15 protein-coding genes are annotated in these 15152 nt (G+C 44.8%); 4 read left to right on the top strand and 11 right to left on the bottom strand.

The annotated features are described in order from the left end of the window. Positions 1-267: 267 nt before the first annotated feature. The 3 genes from MKY44_RS24135 to MKY44_RS24145 form a co-directional block, all read right to left on the bottom strand. Positions 268-612 (bottom strand): general stress protein, encoded by a 345-nt coding sequence (locus tag MKY44_RS24135; protein ID WP_017692267.1) that lies wholly within the window; start codon positions 610-612, stop codon positions 268-270. Positions 613-706: 94 nt separating this feature from the next. Then, entirely contained in the window at positions 707-1240 is a 534-nt protein-coding gene (locus MKY44_RS24140) for a hypothetical protein (RefSeq protein WP_091019329.1), read from the bottom strand. A 68-nt stretch (positions 1241-1308) separates the two neighbouring features. Continuing rightward, entirely contained in the window at positions 1309-1818 is a 510-nt protein-coding gene (locus tag MKY44_RS24145; protein ID WP_341008897.1) for a DUF948 domain-containing protein, read from the bottom strand. Positions 1819-2038: 220 nt separating this feature from the next. On the opposite strand from MKY44_RS24145, the gene MKY44_RS24150 reads away from it, so the two are divergent. Both MKY44_RS24150 and MKY44_RS24155 read left to right on the top strand, forming a co-directional pair. Next, positions 2039-2203: a DUF1328 domain-containing protein gene (locus MKY44_RS24150; RefSeq protein ID WP_017692264.1), complete on the top strand. Its 165-nt coding sequence runs from the start codon at positions 2039-2041 to the stop codon at positions 2201-2203. A gap of 372 nt (positions 2204-2575) precedes the next feature. Beyond that, entirely contained in the window at positions 2576-3094 is a 519-nt protein-coding gene (locus MKY44_RS24155; RefSeq protein WP_341008898.1) for a hypothetical protein, read from the top strand. Positions 3095-3185: 91 nt separating this feature from the next. Here MKY44_RS24155 and MKY44_RS24160 read toward each other — a convergent pair whose 3' ends face one another. After that, positions 3186-4073: a cation diffusion facilitator family transporter gene (locus tag MKY44_RS24160; RefSeq protein WP_211084395.1), complete on the bottom strand. Its 888-nt coding sequence runs from the start codon at positions 4071-4073 to the stop codon at positions 3186-3188. Positions 4074-4363: 290 nt separating this feature from the next. On the opposite strand from MKY44_RS24160, the gene MKY44_RS24165 reads away from it, so the two are divergent. Further along, positions 4364-4552 (top strand): hypothetical protein, encoded by a 189-nt coding sequence (locus MKY44_RS24165; protein ID WP_017692261.1) that lies wholly within the window; start codon positions 4364-4366, stop codon positions 4550-4552. A 116-nt stretch (positions 4553-4668) separates the two neighbouring features. Here the strand turns inward: MKY44_RS24165 and MKY44_RS24170 are convergent, their stop codons facing one another. The 6 genes from MKY44_RS24170 to MKY44_RS24195 form a co-directional block, all read right to left on the bottom strand. Continuing rightward, a complete protein-coding gene (locus MKY44_RS24170; RefSeq protein WP_091038559.1) occupies positions 4669-6294 on the bottom strand; it encodes an ABC-F family ATP-binding cassette domain-containing protein in 1626 nt (541 codons plus the stop codon). Between the two features lie 215 nt (positions 6295-6509). Beyond that, positions 6510-7556: an MBL fold metallo-hydrolase gene (locus tag MKY44_RS24175; RefSeq protein ID WP_341008900.1), complete on the bottom strand. Its 1047-nt coding sequence runs from the start codon at positions 7554-7556 to the stop codon at positions 6510-6512. Positions 7557-7627: 71 nt separating this feature from the next. Beyond that, positions 7628-7783, bottom strand: coding sequence for a cytochrome bd oxidase small subunit CydS (cydS, locus tag MKY44_RS24180; RefSeq protein WP_155985027.1), 156 nt, complete (start codon positions 7781-7783; stop codon positions 7628-7630). Positions 7784-7791: 8 nt separating this feature from the next. Further along, positions 7792-8826, bottom strand: coding sequence for a cytochrome d ubiquinol oxidase subunit II (locus tag MKY44_RS24185; RefSeq protein ID WP_341008901.1), 1035 nt, complete (start codon positions 8824-8826; stop codon positions 7792-7794). After that, the gene (locus MKY44_RS24190) at positions 8823-10169 is read right to left on the bottom strand and encodes a cytochrome ubiquinol oxidase subunit I (protein WP_036606964.1); all 1347 of its coding nucleotides are present in this window, start codon (positions 10167-10169) and stop codon (positions 8823-8825) included. The genes MKY44_RS24185 and MKY44_RS24190 overlap by 4 nt, the downstream gene beginning before the upstream one ends. A gap of 385 nt (positions 10170-10554) precedes the next feature. Beyond that, positions 10555-13401, bottom strand: coding sequence for a PAS domain-containing sensor histidine kinase (locus MKY44_RS24195; protein WP_341008902.1), 2847 nt, complete (start codon positions 13399-13401; stop codon positions 10555-10557). Positions 13402-13746: 345 nt separating this feature from the next. Here MKY44_RS24195 and MKY44_RS24200 point away from each other — a divergent pair, with 345 nt between their 5' ends. Continuing rightward, complete coding sequence (locus MKY44_RS24200) at positions 13747-14445, top strand: response regulator transcription factor (RefSeq protein ID WP_036668013.1); 699 nt, start codon at positions 13747-13749, stop codon at positions 14443-14445. Between the two features lie 47 nt (positions 14446-14492). Here MKY44_RS24200 and MKY44_RS24205 read toward each other — a convergent pair whose 3' ends face one another. Then, positions 14493-14912 carry a hypothetical protein gene (locus tag MKY44_RS24205; protein WP_341008903.1) on the bottom strand — a complete coding sequence of 140 codons (420 nt, stop codon included), beginning with the start codon at positions 14910-14912 and terminating at the stop codon, positions 14493-14495. Between the last annotated feature and the right edge of the window lie 240 nt (positions 14913-15152).

The following is a 15152-nucleotide window of genomic DNA, read 5'->3' on the forward strand; positions in this document are numbered from 1 at the left end:
AACGGCAGTAGACATAATAATTCCTAGTATAACTATAATCGTAAAAACAAAAAACTTCTATCAGTAAATGGCACCATCGCAGGGGAAAATAACCCGCGACCCACCCTGTTTTTGCAGCGTTCTGATCCCGCTTCCAAACTTGCAAAAACATAGATAAGGAATGGGGAAAGCCCCATTCCTTATCTATGTTTTTGATTAAGCACTTTACATAAATGAGTCAGAAGCTTGTCCATGTTCAGCAAACTTCAACTTGCAACGTATATCGGGTTAATCTTTCTTTTTAGCAATAACGAGTACTTTACCTTTGTCGAGTTCACTCTCGTAGAAGTCCGCTTCGGCTTCGGTAAAGCCCATCGAAACAATTTTGGCCCGGAGTTCATCACCACGTGAGCGGAACAGATTCGCCAAGGAATCAAATACGCCTTCTTCCTTTATGCCAATTTCTTTGGCATCTGCTGTATCGGCAATTCGATCTGTGCGATCCTTCTCATGGGCGAGAACAAAGATTTGATCAGCAAGGTATCCGGTAATCTGCAATTCTTTCACCGCTTCTACCGCCTGGACTCCGTTTTCTACCACTTTTGCATAAGCTTGCTCATTGGTTGAATTCATCGTTTCCACTCTCCTCTGATTTAATCTTCTGTATCGAGCTACTTAATATATAACCATACTATATGGGTTTGAAACGATTCAGTAATAACCAATCCTAGGAAACTGTGTCATCAAAAAGATCAATGCCTTCAATCTGCTGAGATCCTGACTTCATATATACCTTCAGAGCCTGGTCTCCACGCAGAAACACTTCTCCGTCCTCTGCCACATAATAAGGTTTCCCTAGAGCATGATGGATCGCTTCAATATTCATCTCAATTCTCTTTCCGTTTAACATGATGTGATTCTCAGATGCATCGATGTGCACATATTGAATGACATCCGTATCTTCACACAAGCCAACCTTCACATCATGAAAGTGATATTCAGGACACCCCAGATAAGGATCTTCCTGCTTATGCCCCGGCTGGCCCTTCTTGGCCAACAAATCATCCATGGTGTCATCCAGAGAAATGCCATTCAGAGTCCGAAAATGCTGGAAAGTCTCGGATCGATCAACAGCCAGAGTTACCTCTGACGCCTTCTCTTCCATTGCCGTCCATTGCATATCGTGAGCAGCGGGTACCGCTGCCGGTTGAACGGAAAAGGGAGAAATTACGCTAAACATCACAAGCAGTAGTTTCATCATGATTCTCACCCTTTCATCAGGTTCATCACCGCTCTGAAGGCTTTTTCATGGGTTACAAAGCGGTCATGTTACTTGCGCATCCGTTGCCATACATTCGCTGCAACATCAACATACTTCATCCAGTTTTTCCCGCCCTTTGCTTCACCATTATATGTAGCTTCATAGGATTGCAGGGTACGATCCGTTGATGTAGCAGGCGGTGCAGTTACATGAACCGATTCAGCGTGCTTGGTCTGTTCAGCGTTGTTACGTTTGGTCTGAAATTTCGCCATCAGCGTTGTGGAGACTTGTTTGGCTGCTGCCGTCACTTCATTCAACACTTCACCCAGATTCTCAACAGATTCCATAACAGGATCAATTTTTTTCATTTTGTGTTGTACATCCACCGTAATATCATTGGCATGTCTTACCGTCTGCTTCACTTCATAACTAAGTTCATCAATGGTTTTCTGTACCTCTTGCAATGTCTGTGAGACATTGTCCAAAGAACCCTGAGCGGATTTCAAGGTACGAATTAAAAAGAATACCAGTACTGCAAATGCCACTGCAATCAGGGCCACACTAATTTGATAGATCATAGAAGAACCTCTCTTTCCATATGTGCATCAGTTTGTTATTGCTATAGTTACCCGGCGATTTCCCGGACGAAACAATATTATATATCCCTTCATATATGCCCTCGCTTGGAAAAAAAACCAATGTTTCAAGCGGTTAGCACTCGGTTAAAGTTAGACTACACAAGGCGGTGAGGTGAACACAACTCACTCCACAATCAATTATACGAAAGGATGAATACTTATGTTGAAATGGTCTGTATTATTTCTAATTATTGCACTGGTAGCAGGTATTTTTGGATTCTTCGGTATTGTTGAAGCAGCGGCTTCAATCGCGAAAGTACTCTTCTTCATCTTTGTTGTACTGTTCGTAATCTCCCTGATTACGGGACGCAGCCGAATGCGATAACCTCAGGCTCTGATATGACAGAGTGTTACTAAACGAATACATACAAAAGCCGATCGTGCTACCCAGCCGATTGGCTTTTGTGCGTTCAGGCATAGTTCAACTTTTCTATACTATGTATTGCACTCCCTTCTGCTTTATTCCAATCCGCTCTCGTATGAATCCCAAAAAAACAGGACCTTTTTGAGATAGCCAACCCGGTTTTATCCCACTGAAGTATGATATTTACAGGCTTGCTATATACCCACATATGAGCCAGTTGACACTGGAGAATGCAAGAAAATATTGTTATAATTTGTGATTCATAAGGTAGCTTGCTTGGTTACTTTTAACACAGGACAACAAATTACATAACAAACCGAGGAGGAAAAGAAAATGAAAAAAATCGTGAGTTTTGCTGCTGCTTTAACGTTGATGGGTTCGATGGCTGCCGCTGCAGGTGCTGAGGAAGCGGTTACTGGAACAGTAACTCCGGAAACAGGAACTGAGGCTACAACAACGCCAACGACGACAACAACTCCGGCTGTTGAAGTGAACAAACCTGCTGTAGAAACAGTAGAAGGTACTGCTGAGACTGTAACAGGTACAACAACAGACACTACAGGTGCAGAAGGTACTTCAACTACAACTGAAACGCCAGCTACGACTACAGATGACAAAATGTTTGAAGAGCCACTCGTAAAACCAGGTGATGAAGTACTGGCACCAACGATGTTGCTGAACCTTCTGGAGCGCACTTGGTTCTATGATGCACCTAACGGTAAACCAATCGGTGCACTGGGTTCCCAGATCATCGATACAACAGGTGAAGTTGTTGATGGATTCGATGGTGGCGAGTGGGTACAAGTATACACTTGGAAAGGCAAAGCTTGGGTTCACGTTGCCATTAAGTAACATCGTATAATCGTTCTAATGATAAGTAAAGAGGACAGCACGCACAATCGCGGCTGTCCTCTTTTGATTTTCCAAGATGTTCACTCCCTGTTCAAGGGTTCCTTGTGACTTCTTCCGTCTTTGGTTCCACATGTACATGTACATGCATGATGTTATGCGATCGCTTCAACCGCTCTTCAACACGGTCACAGATCTGATGGCCTTCAATCAAGCTTAGGCCTCCGTCCACTTCAATGACTACGTCCACAAGTACATGACTGCCATGCACACGTGCCTTCACATCCTTGATCATCTCAACACCGGGAACGCGTGCTACGGAGGATCTGAGATCCGTCAGTTCCTTCTGGTCAAATCCATCGGTAAGACGATGTGTAGAATCCCGGAAAATCTCCCAAGCCGTTTTGCAGATCAACAGACCTACAGCAATGGCAGCTACTTTATCCAGCCATGGAAGTCCAAACTGCGCACCTATAATTCCAACTGCAGCGCCTATGCTGACCCAGGCATCCGAACGATTATCTTTCGCCGCAGCCATCAGAGCCTGACTATTAATTTGTTTAGCCAGACGGTGATTGTAACGATATACACCTAACATCACCACAGCACAGACTACAGCCACCGCTGCCGCCCACAGATTTGGAGCAACAAAGGCTCCTTCATACCAGGAGCGAACGGCTTCAACCAATACTTGCAGCCCAACCATAGCCATAATAAATGAAGCCACCAAGGCAGCAACCGTCTCCGCTCTGAAATGACCATAGGCATGATCCGAATCAGGTGGTTTCTGGGAGATCCGAAGCCCGATCAATACAGCAACGGATGCCACAATATCCGTAAGGTTATTAAAACCATCGGCCAGCAAGGCGCTGGAAGCAAATAAATATCCACAGATCAGCTTAAAAGCGGACAAGACGAGATACGCTACGATACTAACCCAAGCCCCTCGCTCCCCTTTTCGAATTTCTTCATAAGCGTTCAAACCGGGCGACACCCCTTTAACGTTTCGTATTACGGTTTTTCCATGTTAACAAATGCGGAGCGTGTGGGTCTACAGAAACAGTGTTGCCAGGCTGCATTGCTGTAGGCAAGCCGAAACAAAGTTGCCAGACGGCAGGGCTGTAGTTAATGAGAAAAAATGTTGGCCTGGGTAAAACCAAAGGTTTTGAGCATTTTATCAGGTTGCCCTTGTGGGGCTTTTATAAAACGTATAAAATAGGTACATCCCGTCCAATCTGGACGGCTCACTGTAAGACCGGGAGGGAAATAACGATGAGCGAAAATAACGAACCGAAAAAGGTCAGTTTGCAGGATGCTATACGCCAAAAGCTGGCGCAGAAGAAAGAACAAGCAAATTCCGGTAACCAATCCAGCGCCTACTTTGAAGGCGGACCTAAAGCGATGAAGAGTCAAAACAACAAAAAGCCTAACAACCAACGTCGCCGTACTGGTGGATCTTAGGTCTTAAAGCCGTAGAGAAACCCATTGAATTACAAAAAGAACCGCAAGCCCTCTTCACAGAGGCTTGCGGTTCTTTGGTGTTCCTATGATAATGTGTGCGGTAGATGATGCTTAGTTTAAGCTTCTACCGGATACATTTTATTGCGCAGTTCTTTGATTTCGTCACTTTCCAGATACTCGTCATAGCTCATTTGGCGATCAATGATGCCATTCGGCGTAATTTCGATAATCCGGTTAGCAATCGTTTGAATGAACTGATGGTCATGGGATGTGAACAGCATTGTGCCGTCAAAATCAATCATACCATTGTTCAGCGCTGTAATGGATTCGAGATCCAAGTGGTTCGTAGGCTCATCCAGAATCAATGCGTTAGCACCAGTCTGCATCATTTTCGCCAGCATACAGCGAACTTTCTCGCCCCCGGAGAGTACACTTGCCTTTTTCAAGGATTCCTCACCTGAGAACAACATACGTCCCAAGAATCCACGCAGATACGTTTCATCCTGATCTTTGGAATATTGACGGAGCCAATCCACAAGCGTCATGTCTACACCGTCAAAATATTTGGAGTTGTCTTTCGGGAAATAAGCTTGAGTTGTAGTTACACCCCAAGTATACTCGCCGCTATCCAATTCCGTTTCACCCATAAGAATATCAAACAAGAGTGACTTGGCATTCCCGTTCGGGCCAACAAATGCGATTTTATCCCCTTTGTTCACGACAAAGCTGATATCATTCAGCATTTTCACACCATCAATGGATTTGCTGATGCGATCTACGGTCAACAATTGTTTACCGGCTTCACGCTCAGGTTTGAAGTTGATAAACGGATATTTACGGTTCGATGGACGAAGGTCATCCAGCGTGATTTTGTCGAGTTGTTTCTTCCGGGAAGTTGCCTGTTTCGATTTCGAGGCATTCGCAGAGAAACGTTGAATAAAGGCTTGAAGCTCTTTAATCTTCTCTTCTTTTTTCTTGTTGGCATCACGTTGCAACGCAAGTGCCAATTGGCTGGACTCGTACCAGAAGTCATAGTTACCTACGTACAGCTGGATTTTACCAAAGTCGATATCCGCAATGTGCGTACATACTTTGTTCAGGAAGTGACGGTCATGGGATACCACAATAACAGTACCTTCATAATCCATCAAGAAGTTCTCAAGCCATTGAATGGATTCGAGATCCAAGTGGTTGGTAGGCTCATCGAGCAACAGGTTGTTTGGACGACCAAACAATGCTTGTGCAAGCAGGACACGAACTTTTTCGTTACCACTCAGTTCATTCATTTTCTTATCGTGCATGTCACGGTCGATACCCAGACCGATCAGGAGTGCCGCTGCATCCGGCTCAGCATCCCAGCCATTAAGCTCCGCAAATTCACCTTCAAGCTCACCTGCACGCAGGCCGTCTTCTTCTGTGAAGTCCGCTTTGGCATACAGCGTATCTTTTTCTTTCATAATGGCATAGAGACGACTATGACCCATAATTACCGTTTCGAGAACCGGATACTCATCATATTCAAAGTGGTTTTGCTTCAAAACGGCCATACGTTCGCCCGGGGTGATGTGCACCTCTCCCGAGTTTGATTCAATTTCACCGGACAAAATTTTCAAAAATGTTGATTTACCGGCTCCATTGGCGCCGATGAGGCCGTAACAGTTTCCTGGTGTGAATTTGATATTTACATCTTCAAAAAGTGCACGTTTTCCGTAGCGGAGCGTGATGCCGCTTGTACTGATCATTAAGCATACCATCCTTTATTGGTTAATCTGCATACTGCATGAATAGCAAGTTGCGTAAATCATGGATTCAATATCCCGATGCCTATTCTGGCACCATATTATAACACAAAAAAGCGGCAAATTCGAAAATTGGCCGCTTTTTACTTATTAAAGATTTGGTAAATGTACTGTTCATGCAGGCATATCCCTACATTAACATATTTGGCTCACTTTTGTTAGTCCTGTTTGCTTTTCTCGTGGTGAATGCGGAGCGTCTCGCCATGACCAAGCACACGAATCCGCTCTTTACCAATGCCTAGCCGTTCACGTTCAACTTCCAGACGATCCAGTGCTTCCTTGGGCGTATCATCCGCCAGCTTGAATGTGCCATAATGCATTGGCACCATGAGCTGTGAACCGGATTCAACGAATCCCTGCAGCGCTTCTTCAGGTGTCACATGCTGAGAAGTCATAAACCACTCCGGATCGTAGGCACCGATGGGCATCAGGGTAACACCAATGTCAAAGCGCTCTCCAATCGTTTTGAAACCCTGGAAGTAACCTGTATCACCCACAAAATACAACACAGGCGGACCGCCTGATGTTTTGGATGTTTCATTCTTCCCTGATTCCGTGGATGATTCATCCTGATTGCTCGTTGTTGCAGCACTTTCCGCTGCTGAAGTCGTTACCGAATGATTCGATTCCAATACATAACCGCCCCAATGGGACGTATTGGTATCAAACAACGTTCGGCGCGTCCAGTGCTGTGCAGGGACAAAAGTTATTTTGACTCCGCCAAGTGTCATATGATCCCACCATTTCATCTCCTGGCATCTATGAAATCCTTTACGAATCATCTTGCGCTTGAGACCATCAGGTACGATCAGCAACGTCTTGGCGGTAATCAGCTTACGCAAGGAAGCCAGATGCAGATGATCATAGTGGGAATGGGATATCAAAATCACATCCAAAGGTGGAATATCCTGAATCGGAATGCCGGGGGCACCGAGCCTTCGTTGAAATCCCATTTTTTCGGCCCACACCGGGTCAGTCACGATGTTCAATCCATAATATTGAATGAAAAACGTGGAGTGACCAATCCAGGTAATACTTGTGTCATCCCGGTTGGCATGCAGATAATCCAGTTCAGGCGGGTGTTTGGGCACGGTGTAGGAGTAGTCCTTCACTTTATTGCGCCGCTGCTCCCTCCATTGTTTGAATTCCTTCAGCGTTTTGTCCGTACTTACATTATCGATATTGTTATAACGGATTTTCGGCATGAAAGGGCCCTCCTCCCTTCCTCATTTCTTAACAAGAGATTACCCCAAACGGGAATGGACGTACCAACCAATCAATCCTTTGGGTTCTTATATACGGCCAGATATACAAACAGAAAGACAATAGCAGCCGCAATGATCAGTGGAGGGGCGTACATAATGGTGAATGTCTCAAAAAAGCTTAATCCGGTTATACCGGGTATGCCCGTGACTCCCTCAGTAGTGACCATGAACAGACTCATCCTTTCTTTTTACCAGAATTACCGCGCACATAATTGGCATCAAACAGGAACAGCTTCATAATCAGCACAAGCGAAGGAATGAGCACGAGTAACCCCAGACTAAACGCTGTAATGAGCGCAATCCCCATCGTGCGATTCGTAAAGCCGTCGTAAATATTGATGTAAGGATACAGAATGTACGGAAGGTGAGATCGCCCGTAACCATACCAGGCAAAGGCAAACTGTAGCATGACAGCGACAAAACACCAACCTAGATATTTACTTTTCCACACCAGCGACACGGCAATGACAAAACAAATAAACGAAGCGATGAACATCCACGAAATATTCACCATTTGCTCAAAGTGTGCGGGATTCTGTTTGTTAATCTGCAAAAAAGCCAGAAAGCTTGCAAAAATGGTAGGCAAACTCCAGAGCAGCGCGTACTCTCGAAGCACCTCATATGCCGGCTCATCCCCCGCCCGTTTTGCATAATAGGATAGAAACATCGCCGAGATGTACAGCACACTGACCAGTGCAAGCAAAACAACCGACCAAGTATAGGGATTCGTCAAAAATTCACGCCAGCGAAAAAACACCTGATCGCCCACCTGCTCAATAATCCCGCCTTCGGATATCGCCAAAATGGTGGAAAATACGGCCGGAATCAGCAATCCCGTCGCCCCGTACAATGCCATATAGATCCGGCTGTTCTGCCCATGATTGCCATAGGTATTGTAGGCGTAATACACGCCCCGGATCGCAAGCAGTACAATGGCCAGGGAACCCGGAACCAGCAAAGCCGTCCCGTAATAAAAGGCGCTGTCCGGATAAAATCCGACCAGTCCAACCACAAAAAAGATCAGGAACACATTCGTCACTTCCCACACGGGAGACAAGTAGCGCTGAATGATGTTATGAATTTTGTTCTCATGCCCGGTCAAAATGCTGTAAAAGCTGAAGAACCCGGCGCCAAAATCAATCGAAGCAACGATCAGGTAACCGAACAAAAACGTCCACAATATTGCGATGCCTGCAATTTCGAAACTCAATGCACGATCCCTCCTTCAAGCCCCAGAGACTCTAGTTCCTTCTCTGCTTCCTTGTTGCGGAACAGCTTGCTGAGTACCCGAATGCACGAGAAACACAGGATCAGATACAGCAAGATGAACAACACTAACATCCATCCTACCGAAGTTGACGTCGTGGCTGCTTCCGCCACCTTCATATATCCGCGTAAGATCCAAGGCTGCCTGCCAACTTCAGCGAACATCCACCCCAACTCGATCGCAATCATGGCCAGAGGCCCCAGCAAGACGATGCCAAGCAGCAGCCATTTGGGATAGGGCTTGCGCCCTGGCAACCACCGCCGCAGTACATATAACACAGGAATCATCAGAATGATCACTCCGGTTGTGACCTTCAGGTCGAACATATAATGAATGGACAACGGTGGTCTTAGATCCGCCGGAAATTCTTCGAGTCCTTTTACTTCCGTATCTGGGCGATTACCCGCCAAAATGCTAAGTGCATAAGGAATCTCAATGGCGTATTTCACTTCATTGTTCTCATCCAAAATACCGCCATAGACAAGCGGTGCCTCTTTCATCGTCTTGAAATGCCATTCTGCGGCAGCCAGCTTCTCCGGCTGATACTTCGCCAGAAATTTACCGGAGGAATCGCCGATCATGACGGTGCTGATGGCAAATACGAGCGCAGATACCGTCGTGAGTTTCAGTGCTTTTTTGTAATACACATGATCCCGTCCCCGAAGCAAACTAAAGGCGGCGATCCCCGCCAGAATACCTGCACTCAAGGTGTAGGATGAGGCGAGTACATGGGACACTTTGGTTGGCGTTGCCGGATTCAACATGGCAGCAATCGGATGGATGTCCTTCATGATGCCATTAATCAGGGTGAATCCCTGAGGCTGGTTCATGAAGGAGTTCACCGTTGTAATGAAGATCGCAGATGCAGATGAGCCGAGAGCTACCGGAATCAACAGCAGCATATGCGTATATTTCTTTTTGAAACGATCCCACGTATAGAGGTAAATTCCAAGAAAGATCGCCTCTATAAAAAAGGCAAACGTCTCCATGAACAGCGGCAGGGCGATTGCCTGACCCGCTACCCGCATAAACATCGGCCACAGCAGACTGAGCTGTAATCCGATCGAGGTGCCTGTAACGACGCCCACGGCAACGGTGATGACAAAACCTCGCGCCCACCGGCGTGCCAGCAAGGTGTAATGCATATCATTGGTTCGGAGTCCTCGCCACTCGGCCAAGGCAATCATAAGTGGAACACCTACACCGATAGAGGCAAAAATAATGTGTACAAACAAGGTAAGGCCGGTTAGTATCCGGCTGAGCAAAACAGGGTCCAGGGATGACATGGTTACACTCCTCTTTCACATAATCGTTATGTACGACAGCAGTTACTCTGCTTGAACGTGTATCTCAATAACTCATGATTCGGATGATGCTCTTCACAACGGCATACAGCACAACCACAGCTGCAACCAGACAGACGATGATGAGTGTTTTCTCTTGTTTACGGAACATATACCTGCCGTCCTCCTTTTGCATGGGATGCAAATTATGGCTCTATAGACAGTTTGCAAAAGAAGTTGTTTTTTTATCCGGGGAAATTGAAAAACAAAAAAAGCCTTTCCCCTTATCACGCTCACGCGCTGAAGGGCAAAGGCTCTATCCATAGGTCTCGTACATAAACATTATTCATAAAAAAAATGAAATACATTTCTTCATTCTTCATTAAACTCACACCAATACGTCCTGCTTGGGCAGTCGAACCTTGAAGGTACTTCCTTTGTGCGGTGCAGATATAAAGGTCAGTGTACCCTTATGGTCCTCTACAATTTTACGGGAAATGTACAACCCAATTCCTGTTCCACCAATCTGCCGATGATCCGAATTATCGACCCGATAGAATTTGTTGAACAACATGTCCTTCTCTTGCTCCGCAATACCTATTCCGTAGTCACGCACATCAAGACATAACCATTCCTCTTCTTCCCATAACGTAACATCAATACGATCGGCTCCCGGAGAATACTTGACTGCATTGCCCACCAGATTATGCAGAACCTGAACCATCCTGTTCTGGTCCGCATAAGCAAAAAAGTCTCCATTAAACGTATGCACGTAGATACGTTGGGCAGACTTCATATTCCACTGTTCGGCAACCCCTTCTACCAACTCAACCAGCGGTACATACGTCATGTGGTAAGTCATACCTTCGTTGTCGAGCCGCTGAATATCGAGTACATCATCGAGCAAACTGCTCAGCCGCTTGCCCTCCGAAGAGATGGTCTGCATGAATTCCCGCTGTTGAGCTGCCGGAAGGTCATACATCATCATTAATTCCACATATCCCATAATGGTGGCTACAGGCGTTCGAAGTTCATGAGATACCACACTGATCAGCTCATTTTTCATCCGATCCAGCCGTTCTTCTCCTGTCCGGTCACGGAACACCAGCAGAAACCCATGGTTTTTACCCGGGACATCCATCTGCTTCATGTACAAGGAAAACACACTTTTATCCACATTATTAAATATAAATTCAGTCTCGATAAACGCCGTTTCTCCATTCAGGAATGCTCTCGTCTGTTCCATCAGATTGAAGTTGTCCGTTAATACCATCGTATCAATCGCCTGCGCCAAATCTTCAATGGATCTGCCCATAAAATCACCCAAACCAAACATCTCTTCTATCCTTCGGTTGACGATGGTTATGGTCCCTAATCGATCAGACATCACGAGCCCTTCTCGTACAGATTCAATAAATTGCTCACTGATATCTCGCTGTTCCTGAATGGCAATCTTCTCATTGAACAACTCTGAGTTCAGCTTCTCCAGCGCAAGGGCATGACGTACACGATCTTCTTCTGCTCTGGTCCGCTCTGTAATATCCTTAATAAACAGGTTATATAATGTCTCATTTTTGCCCAACTGGATCTCAACAATTTTGTACTCTATCGGAAAAACGGAACCATCTCTTCGGATACCTGAAATTTCTTCAACAATGGTGTATCTTTTACCTTCAACATATTCAAATCGCTCCAGCAGATTCTTGATCTCCTTGCAGCTGGCTCCTTGAAAAAGAGATGGAACTTCCTTGTGCAGGATCACTTCTTCCCGACGCAATCCAAACATTCTTTCAGCCTCCGGATTAAACTCAACGATCACCCCATTGGAGTCTACAGCGATAATCGCATCAATAGAGGATTCAATAATGGCACGTTTGACCTCTTCACTATTCTTGAGTTCCTTGGTACGCTCAATAACCCTGTCCTCAAGCGTTAACTTGTCGTGACGAATCTGTTCGAATTGTTCCAGCAGCACATCGGCCATTTTGCGCAAATTACCAATCAGGATCTGTACTTCGGTTACATGGCTGGTTGGCCACTCCATCTTCCCATTTCGAAACAGCAGTCTCGGAAGAGAGCCTGTCATTCGGGTCAGTCTTAACAGCGGGCTAACAACCTTACTGCTGAGAGGAGCGGCTACGATCATGGAAGCCACGATGATGATGAACAGGGATTGCAGCGTGGTCAGATAAATGGATTCGATTCGGGGGTAATACTTGGACGAGTCGGTCACAATGAATACCCGATAAGGTGTTAACCTTGTCATTTCTGCTTCATAGATAAAAGAGGCTTGTTTCCAGTGATTCAATACATCGCTGTAATGGATATTTGCGGAACTTAACAAAAAGAGGTTATCCCTTGATTTCAGAAGACGGAATCTGTCCATATCCAGGTAATCGCCTACCTGAAGTGTGTTCAATCCAGAAGCAACGACTGTATCATCCCGATTCAGCAGAATCACATTCACACCCAGTAGATGATGATAACGCGCCATATTCTGATCCATATTCTCAGAGGTAACATACTCTTCATCAATATCCTGAACAACCGCAGTCGCTGCATATTTCATATCACGTAATATGGCATCATTCATTTGACCCAATTGTCTACGGCTATCTGCGGATAACAGTACGAGAGAAACAAATACCACAAAGGCGACTACGTATTTAAACGCAATTCTTGTTAATGGAATAGTTCCCGTGCGTTTTGATTTGTGTTCACCCGTGGTGATCCAAAAATCAACTACAATTCCCGCGATCAACGCATTCACCATACCAATGACAGCAATATACATATACTCATACTTCAAATCGTCTATATCTAAACCCAACATAAAATGCCCGGCATAGATAACAGGAAGTAACATCACTACCCAAAAGACAGCATTAGCCTTGATTAGGCTGCCATTCTTCCAACGGCTCTGCCAAACGAGCATCCAGATTAATTCCATGAAATGAGCAAGCATTATAGATAAATTGTGCGGCTGGAAGCCAACAAAGACGGTATTCAGCAGATGGATGACTGTGAAGGTAACAAATCCATAGATGGCCCCATGCAAACGTAGAGCAACGAGTGCTGCTGCGCTACCAATCATAAACTGTACACCATAGAATAAAGTAAACGGAAAAATGGTGCTTAATGAGCCCAGAATGATCAGAATGCTGGTCCCAATCCAGGGTATTCTCAGCTTCAACACGACCCAATCCAGCATTTGTCTTGCCTTTATACGATCCATAAGCAATTGCCCTCATGGATCATTGTTTCTTCTGTTTTCAACAACAACGTTGGTTCCCCCTATAAACTTAAGCGGATACAATATTACTTTTTTTCCCCTTAACTCGTTCTGATCCATTATACTGTAATTAATACTTGGTGTAGCTTTGGGAAATTCTGATTGATCGGCAACCAAACTGCATTCATGCTAGAATATTGAAGTTCATGCAAAAAGCTTATTCTTTCTCTACATATACATCCTATATTTTGGGATAGAAACATTAAAAAATTTGCGGCATTTATTCGCAATTCACCTTGTTTTTTTAGCATTTTCTTAACATATTATTTTCACCAGGAGTGTGACCCTATGACTATCAAAGTACTTCTTATAGAAGATGAGAAAAATCTGGCCGACATGATTGCTTTCTTTCTTGAGGAGGAAGGATATATCACTGAACGGGTTCATCATGCCCGCGAGGCACTTCAACTGTTTCCACAATTCCAGCCGGATATTGTTGTAACGGATCTCATGCTTCCTGAAATGGATGGAAATGATCTCGTAGAAGCCTTTCGCCAGCACTCCACTGTGCCCATTCTGATGATCTCGGCAAGCACCATGCTGAATGATCGACTTCGCGCATTGCATAATGGTGCGGATGACTTTCTGTGCAAACCATTTAGTTTGAAAGAGTTGGATGCCCGGATTAAAGCACTGCTGCGAAGATCAATCATTTCCTATAAGGATAAACCGGTAAAAGAAGACAAGCAGGCAGAGGTTACTGGACATGTGAATGTGAATGAGTACAGAAGAACCCTGTTTGTGGATGGCGTTGAAATCGAGGTCACTCATATTGAGTTTGAGATTATGAAGGAATTGTACCGCAATCCAGGTAAAGTGTTCACCCGCAATGAACTGATGGATCGGATCAAAGGCTCCGAACGCGCCTATCTGGATCGTACCATTGATGTTCATATCTCAAGTCTGCGTAAAAAAATTGAGCCTGACCCCAAGAACCCACGTTATATTAAGACGGTTTGGGGAACAGGCTATAAATATGTGATCTAATACGATCGTAACGCTTGAAGTTAAACACCCTCTGCCATACCCCTCTTTTATCTCATGGATAAGATGGGCGGTACGGCTATTTCTGATTTATGGATAGACGAAGAATGAAACCAATTTTCCATATCCTTGATTAGTTGATTCGGGTCTTGCTCGTTCCAGAGAATCATCTTCATCTCACCTGTACCTGTAATCTGTTGCAGGTGACGCTTCCGAATAAGGGATTTGAAATCCGTAATGACCAGTAACGGAAGTTGTGGCATAAAAGCCCGAATGGCATTTGCTGCTGACACCGCTTCTTCGGCAACCTGATAATCAACAATACAATAACGGGCATTTTCCCAACTTCCCCGATGTGTTTCTATCGCAGAACCGGATGTTGAGTCCTCAATCCAGTTCCTGAACAATTGAATAATATTCTCATATGCAATACGACGTTTTCCATCCGAGAGCACGGTAATGGGTTCCATAGGTATAACCTCCAGTTGATTCTTATCTTTATTGTGCCAATTTTCGTTTAAAAATGTTTGTGCGTGAACATGAAAGAAGTGTTAACAAATTTCGTACTTCTTCACATTAAGTGTTAGAAACGTCCACTTCACTTCTGGATGATTTCGCAGATTCCTCACATTGATGTAAAATAGAGAAATACCCGTGTGATTTAATTTACGGGAAGTTAAAGATGAATCTGGTACTATAGGAGGTTACAT

The sequence above is a fragment of the Paenibacillus sp. FSL R7-0026 genome (assembly GCF_038004485.1).
In the GTDB taxonomy this organism is placed as follows: domain Bacteria; phylum Bacillota; class Bacilli; order Paenibacillales; family Paenibacillaceae; genus Paenibacillus; species Paenibacillus xylanexedens_A.

Excerpts from the sequence above, each read along its gene's own strand:
- MKY44_RS24135 (WP_017692267.1), bottom strand. The coding sequence starts at position 612 with ATGAATTCAACCAATGAGCAAGCTTATGCAAAAGTGGTAGAAAACGGA.
- MKY44_RS24140 (WP_091019329.1), bottom strand. The coding sequence starts at position 1,240 with ATGATGAAACTACTGCTTGTGATGTTTAGCGTAATTTCTCCCTTTTCC.
- MKY44_RS24145 (WP_341008897.1), bottom strand. The coding sequence starts at position 1,818 with ATGATCTATCAAATTAGTGTGGCCCTGATTGCAGTGGCATTTGCAGTA.
- MKY44_RS24150 (WP_017692264.1), top strand. The coding sequence starts at position 2,039 with ATGTTGAAATGGTCTGTATTATTTCTAATTATTGCACTGGTAGCAGGT.
- MKY44_RS24155 (WP_341008898.1), top strand. The coding sequence starts at position 2,576 with ATGAAAAAAATCGTGAGTTTTGCTGCTGCTTTAACGTTGATGGGTTCG.
- MKY44_RS24165 (WP_017692261.1), top strand. The coding sequence starts at position 4,364 with ATGAGCGAAAATAACGAACCGAAAAAGGTCAGTTTGCAGGATGCTATA.
- MKY44_RS24170 (WP_091038559.1), bottom strand. The coding sequence starts at position 6,294 with ATGATCAGTACAAGCGGCATCACGCTCCGCTACGGAAAACGTGCACTT.
- MKY44_RS24175 (WP_341008900.1), bottom strand. The coding sequence starts at position 7,556 with ATGCCGAAAATCCGTTATAACAATATCGATAATGTAAGTACGGACAAA.
- cydS (WP_155985027.1), bottom strand. The coding sequence starts at position 7,783 with ATGGTCACTACTGAGGGAGTCACGGGCATACCCGGTATAACCGGATTA.
- MKY44_RS24190 (WP_036606964.1), bottom strand. The coding sequence starts at position 10,169 with ATGTCATCCCTGGACCCTGTTTTGCTCAGCCGGATACTAACCGGCCTT.
- MKY44_RS24195 (WP_341008902.1), bottom strand. The coding sequence starts at position 13,401 with ATGGATCGTATAAAGGCAAGACAAATGCTGGATTGGGTCGTGTTGAAG.
- MKY44_RS24200 (WP_036668013.1), top strand. The coding sequence starts at position 13,747 with ATGACTATCAAAGTACTTCTTATAGAAGATGAGAAAAATCTGGCCGAC.
- MKY44_RS24205 (WP_341008903.1), bottom strand. The coding sequence starts at position 14,912 with ATGGAACCCATTACCGTGCTCTCGGATGGAAAACGTCGTATTGCATAT.